Annotated in this window: 9 protein-coding genes and 1 pseudogene; 5 read left to right on the forward strand and 5 right to left on the reverse strand. The window is 61.7% G+C overall.

All coding sequences use genetic code 11. The features are described from left to right. The first annotated feature begins 467 nt into the window (after nucleotides 1–467). The 4 genes from MJD61_19815 (at nucleotide 468) to MJD61_19830 (ending at nucleotide 2272) form a co-directional block, all read left to right on the forward strand. On the forward strand, nucleotides 468–1004 hold the full coding sequence (locus tag MJD61_19815) for a Uma2 family endonuclease (GenBank protein MCG8557510.1): 537 nt from the start codon (nucleotides 468–470) through the stop codon (nucleotides 1002–1004). 134 nt (nucleotides 1005–1138) lie between these two features. Further along, complete coding sequence (locus MJD61_19820) at nucleotides 1139–1366, forward strand: type II toxin-antitoxin system prevent-host-death family antitoxin (GenBank protein MCG8557511.1); 228 nt, start codon at nucleotides 1139–1141, stop codon at nucleotides 1364–1366. A 221-nt stretch (nucleotides 1367–1587) separates the two neighbouring features. Further along, entirely contained in the window at nucleotides 1588–1974 is a 387-nt protein-coding gene (locus tag MJD61_19825; GenBank protein MCG8557512.1) for a type II toxin-antitoxin system VapC family toxin, read from the forward strand. Nucleotides 1975–2128: 154 nt separating this feature from the next. Beyond that, nucleotides 2129–2272 (forward strand): hypothetical protein, encoded by a 144-nt coding sequence (locus MJD61_19830; protein ID MCG8557513.1) that lies wholly within the window; start codon nucleotides 2129–2131, stop codon nucleotides 2270–2272. Nucleotides 2273–2288: 16 nt separating this feature from the next. On the opposite strand, the gene MJD61_19835 is transcribed toward MJD61_19830, so the two are convergent. From MJD61_19835 to MJD61_19855, 5 genes and pseudogenes are all read right to left on the reverse strand, one after another. Beyond that, on the reverse strand, nucleotides 2289–3836 hold the full coding sequence (locus tag MJD61_19835) for an AAA family ATPase (GenBank protein ID MCG8557514.1): 1548 nt from the start codon (nucleotides 3834–3836) through the stop codon (nucleotides 2289–2291). A 184-nt stretch (nucleotides 3837–4020) separates the two neighbouring features. After that, nucleotides 4021–4272, reverse strand: coding sequence for a hypothetical protein (locus tag MJD61_19840; protein ID MCG8557515.1), 252 nt, complete (start codon nucleotides 4270–4272; stop codon nucleotides 4021–4023). A 281-nt stretch (nucleotides 4273–4553) separates the two neighbouring features. Beyond that, nucleotides 4554–4754, reverse strand: a pseudogene (locus MJD61_19845) (PIN domain-containing protein). Next, nucleotides 4754–5185, reverse strand: a complete 432-nt coding sequence (locus tag MJD61_19850) for a helix-turn-helix domain-containing protein (GenBank protein MCG8557516.1) — start codon at nucleotides 5183–5185, stop codon at nucleotides 4754–4756. Before MJD61_19850 ends, MJD61_19845 begins: the two are co-directional and overlap by 1 nt. Nucleotides 5186–5397: 212 nt before the next feature. After that, entirely contained in the window at nucleotides 5398–5655 is a 258-nt protein-coding gene (locus MJD61_19855; GenBank protein ID MCG8557517.1) for an addiction module protein, read from the reverse strand. Between the two features lie 338 nt (nucleotides 5656–5993). Between MJD61_19855 and MJD61_19860 the strand changes: the two genes are divergently transcribed. Continuing rightward, nucleotides 5994–6215 (forward strand): transposase (locus MJD61_19860; GenBank protein MCG8557518.1); only part of this gene is annotated, 222 nt, incomplete at its 3' end.

Genomic DNA, 6215 nt, shown 5'->3' on the forward strand with positions numbered 1-6215 from the left:
CTGCCTGGAGGAGACGTCGAGTTGCCGGGCTGGAGCGCGGTGCTCAAGGTGCACGAAGGTCTCCGAGGAGATGATGGGCCGCGTGGGGAGGTGAGCTTTGCGGCGGACGGTCGGCGTCAGGATGGCCTGATTTGGCGACACACCGGGGTTGATCGCCGAGGATCGTCGTGTCCGAGCGCGGCGGTTGGGTTTGCGAGGGCGTCGGGCGGGTCGCGGCGGTTGCAACGGTCGAGTTGAGCGGGCCAAAGCGGCGCCCCGGGACGACCCGACCCGCGTTGAGGCTTGGGGGTATCCGGCGCCCATCGAACCCACCGCCCTCAGGCGGTGGTGTGGGCGCTCAGTGGAGTCAGAGCCGCCAGGAACTACCAGGAAGAGCCCCGAAGAGACGTCTTTCCGTCACACTGTGACGGTTGGGAAAGACACGGGGGCGATGTTGACTGGGAGACCGCCTAGGCTACGGTTGACCCATGAGTGAGGCAGCCCATCACTTGGTCAGCGAGGCCGAGTTTCTGACGCTTCCAGAGTCGACTGAGCGGCTGGAATTGGTAGATGGCGAGGTGATCATGTCGCCCAGCCCGAGCTACTGGCACCAGGAAATCCTCACACGCATCGTTGCACGACTTCGAGAATGGGCCGCGGACACCGAGAGCTCGGTCACTGTGGCGCAAGGACCGCTAGACGTTCGCTTCGGCGAGGGTCGAATCCTGCAGCCCGACGCGATGGTGTTCAAGACACGTCTCGAGCGAGAACAACAGGGCCCAGTTGATCGCGTGCCGGAACTGTGCATCGAAGTGCTGTCCTCGAACCGCGCCTACGACCGCATCACCAAGCGTTTCATCTACGCCGAAGCGGGAGTCCAGGAATACTGGCTCGTGGACCCGGCCACCCACATCGAACGCCGGTCGGGCGATGGCCTGGCAAGAGTCGAGCGTATCGACGAGCGGCTCACAACGCCACTCCTGCCTGGCTTCGTGCTTGACGCCAAGGCGTTGCTTGAAAGCTGAGCGGGGCGCCAAACCGGATCGGCCTCCCGGAAGGTGTTGCAGTTCGGGTCAACTGATCGGGACCAGTTCGGCCGGCGTGTCATCGTGGCGGCATAGGTTGACTTAGTCCACATTGTGGACTAATATCCATCTGCGTGAAGCTGGTCAACGTTCACGAAGCAAAAACGCACTTGTCGAAGCTGTTGGAGCGCGCCCACGCGGGTGAGGAGGTGATCATCGGCAAAGGGGGCAGACCCTACGCGCGGCTGGTGCCCCTGAAGCCGGCGCAACGCCGGGTCGCCGGGCTGCTGGGCAATAAGCAGCTCGGAGACAGCTTCTTCGACGAGTTGCCGCAAGAGGAGCTCGAGGGGTGGGAACGTTGAAGGTGCGCCGGCGATCGCATCCACCCCGCGCAGCCGGTCTCGACCGGTTAGGGCCCGCGGAAGAATAACTCGGGTGTTTCGGTGAGGACTGGGCGCCGCTGGCGAGGCGCGACGACGAGGAGCATTGGGGATACTTCGAGGAGGAGCAACATACCAGCGGTGGTCAGAACCGGCGAAATGGATGAGTTGTTCTTCCGCGGGCCCTTACTCTTGGATCGACCCTGAACCTTCTGCTCGATACCCACGTTTGGCTGTGGTGGCTGTTCGACGACGACCGGTTGTCGGCACGGGCACGAGCGATGGTGGCGGATCCGGACAATGCGGTGTTTGTGTCCGCGGCCAGCGCATGGGAGGTCGCCACGAAGCATCGTCTCGGCAAGCTACCCTCGGCGCAGGTGCTGGTGCAGGACATGGCCGGCTGGGTCCATAGGGCAGGGTTTCGGGCGTTGCCGATCGACATCGTGCATGCACAGAAGGCAGGCTCTTGGCCCTCAGCGCATCGCGATCCGTTCGACCGCATGCTCGCCGCCCAGAGCGTGTTGGAGCAATTGCCTCTCCTCACAAAAGATGCGGCTTTCGCGCAGTTGGGCGTCGCCACCCTCTGGTAGCCGACCCTTGACTGCTCCACAGTAACTTGTACTGGCTTCGGATTTCACGCTGGCCTTTGGCAACAACCAGGGTCCATCGCTTCCAGCGCCTTCCTCGCCGCCTCCCTCCTTTCTCGTATCTTCCGCCACCTTCGGCGCGCTGCACCAGCACTGGCTGGGTGGCCTGCTAGCCGGCATGGCCTACGCCCTCGCTGTCTACCGCCGTAGTCGGCTCGCCGACGCTGTCCTCGCCCACGCCGTCACCAACGCCATCCTTGCCGCCTACGTGTGCGCCACCCGCAACTGGCACCTGTGGTAGCTACTGGTCCCGAGTGTCAATCGACGCCGAGCAGGTCGCCGAAAGGCAACAGGAACTCGAAGTGGTCCGACGTTTCTATGTCTGGATGCAGCTCACCTTCGTAGATGAGACCCGTGCGCACCGAGAGGGATGATGGGAGCCTGAGGCGGGCGAGCTTCCGCTGCATTTCGTCCATGACGCTTGTACCGATCTTGTCGCGAAACTTCACTTCGAACAGGTACAGGGCGCGTCTGGTGCGGAGCATGACATCGACCTGGCAGGCTCGGCGACGAGCAGTCCGCGCATGCCAATACGGACCGATGTTGATGACAGGCACGTTGCCCAGCCCGAGCGCGCGCAGCACGGGCTGAATACTCTGCAAGACCAGGTTCTCGAACTGTAGCCCAATGATGGTGTCCCAGGCGCCAAGGGTTTCCAGCGGCGTGCGCTGGTAGAGACCCTTGATGATCTGAGGGCGTAAAGCTTCGATATACTTGAGATAGAATCGTACATAATTGTCACTCAACCGGTAGCGAGATGAACGCCGCCTGGACTTACCCGTCGTTGGATCGAACGCGGTGTCCCTGGAGATGAAACCTGCCATTTCCAAATCGGCCAACGCTTCCCCCAGGCTGCCTCCTTTCACTCGACCCAGCTTGTTACTTATCTCGGAGAGCGTGCGAGGACCGCTCACCAGCGTGTGGGCGATGTCGCGGTAAGCAGCGGCTCGTCGGGAGAAGATGTCGTGAAAGATCTGCTCGAACTCGTTGAACAGCATCCCTCCCGGATTGAAGCAGAGGCGCTCAATGTTCTGCTCTGCCGTTTGACTCGGCTGAATCTCTTCGAGGTAGCGAGGCACACCTCCTGTAACGGCCAAGACGGCGAGCTTCTCACGCGAGGCCACTTTGTGTTTCCTGCTTCGCCAGAACGCGTTGCATTCGTTAATGGAAAGCGGCTTCAGACTAAACTGCCACGAGCAGCGTCCTACGAAACCGGTGCTGCTCAGGATGTTACGCTGTATCCACGAAGAAACGGACCCGCAAAGCACCATGAGCAGCCCGGTTCGGCGGGAGAAGTACTGATCCCAGGCGTTCTTCAGGTGTCCCGCAAAGTCCGGATCACCTGCAGCCATCCACGAGATTTCATCCAGAAGCAGCAGGGTGCTGCCGGTGGACTCCAGCTGGCTCGCCAAGAGCTGAAACGCCTGCGGCCAGGAGTCGAGCGCCACCTTGGGTAAACGGGTCTGCTGGGCGAGTTGCTGAGAGAAGGCATCGAGCTGCGCTTGCCTGGTCATGCCGGGACGTGGTGCCAGCCCGTTGAAGGCAAGGAAATGCTTGGCTTTTTTGCCAACCTGATGAACCAGCGTGCTCTTGCCGATTCTCCTTCGCCCCTGGCACACTACCAGGGAGGATTCCCGCTTCTTGAGGAGTTGAGCGAACTCGCTCAGCTCACGCTCACGGCCGACGAATAGGGTCATGTCGATTACGGCGTCGGGACAAGATAACATCGCCACTTCGATTTCGATCCATCCCGTCCAGCGGGGTTGCGCCGCCTTCGAATACAGGGAGTATTCGCGCGACAGCACACCTTGCTGGCCGGGCGCCTCGAAGCCGACCTGGCAATGCTGTTTTGACCCGACGCCTAGGCACTAGGTGCCCGGAATGTTAGCAAAACATTTGGCACCTAGCGAACATTTCGTCGATTAGGTGCCCGAATCTTTGGTCGTGGTTTCGGCACCTAATCGACGCAGCGTCAACGCGCCGCGCACTTCAAGAGACCCCGAGAGCTTTGTCGAGGCTGCGTACGAGCCCGCGCACGCGGTCGGCGGCCAGCTCACCGCCGCCAGGCGCCTGGGCGCTACGGTGGGCGAATGCGCAACCGACCGCGATGCCGGCAACGACGCGCAGGGCCTTGCGGCATTCGTGGAACGCTTTGGTGCGCGGGCCCCGAGGAGACCACTGCGCGTCCGGGTCCAGCCTCGGCTCCCTCTTCGATACGCCGGGCGAGCAACTGCCAGTCAATCCCGAGGCACCATCCACATGAAAGAACCGCTGTCGGACAGCGGATAACGGTAGGCCGTGATCGATAAGGGGCGTCCTGACGCATCGCGTACATGCAACATGGTCTCTCCGACCCGACACCTGAGGCATTGACACACCCTAACACACCCCGTGCATATTTTCAATTTAGTCATATTTTTATGTTCTAAACATAAATGGTGCCATCGCTCCGTGTCGGGGCCGCTCACCCAGACAGCGATTCCGGCCCTCAAGTACAGCTCCACACGCCTTGGTCCACGACACATCAGCTCCCGTGTTCGGGCCAACGAGGTGGGACTCAGATCCGGGCGTCGTTCGAGAATGCTCCGAAAGCACTCGTCGAGGATGCGCTCGGTCCAACGCACACGGACCAGGCCAGTTAAGCCGAGACGCACAAGCAGATCCCGCAGAGGGGCCGGATGCAGCACGCAGGCGTCGTACAGGACGGTGAAGGCCACGACGATCAGTAGCCGAGGTCGTGCTTCTGCGCTTCGGCCGATAACTCGTCTAGCACTTGCTCGTGCTCACGGTCCCTGGCTTCCTTGTAGGCCATCACGTCGGACACTTTGAGTCTGCGATGCGTGCCAACTTTAGAGTGTGGGATCTCTCCCCGGTTCAGCAGGCGCACCAGGTATGGTCGCGAGATGTTGAGCAACTCGGCGGTTTCCTGCGTCGTGAGTTCGGCATGTACGGGTACGATGGTGACCGCGTTGCCGTTGGCTAGCTGTCCTAGCACCTCCATGAATAGGTCAAATGCCTCCCGCGGGACAGTAACCTCAACGGGGTCCCCCTTCGTGCGGACCACCCGTAGCGCACGTGCTCCCTTACGACGGGGCAGGCTTCGCAGCGTTTCGAGCGCTGCATGGGCCTGTTGAGCCACCTTGTCTGATGGCACTGTAAGGGATGCTGCTGGCATGGGAGGGCCTCGACGCTGTTGGCGCTTCTACATCCCAGTGTGGCTCGTATCCGAAATAAACGCAACCCGAAAGCGACGAGGCTACGTGATCCGCTGGTCGTGTCTGCACGCCTCGAAGCTCGCACTGCGTCAGCGAGGGCCGAACGTCCCCGAGCTCTACGCGTGCGGCCGGATGGTGCCGCACGGCTGCATCAGCCGTTGAGGGCGTCACGAATGTGCTGCTTGACCTCGGACCAAGGCTCGGTCTTCACGTCGCCGCGCCGCACCTCGTCGATGCGCTTCAGAACCGTGGCACGCCATGCCTCTTCGACGCCCTCGGTCGACTCGCTAGACACGCTCTCCATCAGGGCGCGAGCAAGGCGACACCGGTCTTCTTCCGGAAGCGCAAGGGCGTCCTCCAGGAGCTTCTTTGCAGCTGCAGTCACAGGATTATATCGTAGGCGGGTCATGGTCTGCCGCCAGCTCTCCGAAGCGGCGGTAAAGACCGAAGCGAGTCAGCTACCGCCGCCGCCCGGATCCGGGTACGTCGGCTAGCGGGACCAGCGCCCGAATGTCGACGCGGTGACTACGACCTCTTCAGGTACGTAGAAGCTCGCGCTCAAGGTCGTCCAGGTCCAGCTTGAAGACATCGACCTTACGACGGATCTTCCCTTGGATTGTCCTGCCTCAGCTGAAACGTGACTCCGCAGCGTCCTCTATAATGGAGGGCATCGGAGTCGAAAATGAGCAAGGAAAAGCGACGCAAGTGGTCCCCGAACGACGAGCTGCCATCCTCCGGGAGCACCTCGTGGGCAAGAAGCAGGTGTCGGACATCTGCGACGCGCACGGCATCCAGCCGAGCCTCTTCTACTCGTGGCTGCGGCAGCTCCACGAGAACATGGAGGCCGCGCTGCAGGACGGGCGCGGCAAGGGGAACGGCATCCTCGAGCGCAAGGTGGACGAGCTTGAGCAGAAGCTCGCGAAAAAGGATGCGGTGATCGCGAAAAAGGAGCGAGTGATCGCGGAAATC

It is taken from the genome of Pseudomonadota bacterium, from assembly GCA_022361155.1.
GTDB lineage: Bacteria > Myxococcota_A > Polyangia > Polyangiales > JAKSBK01 > JAKSBK01.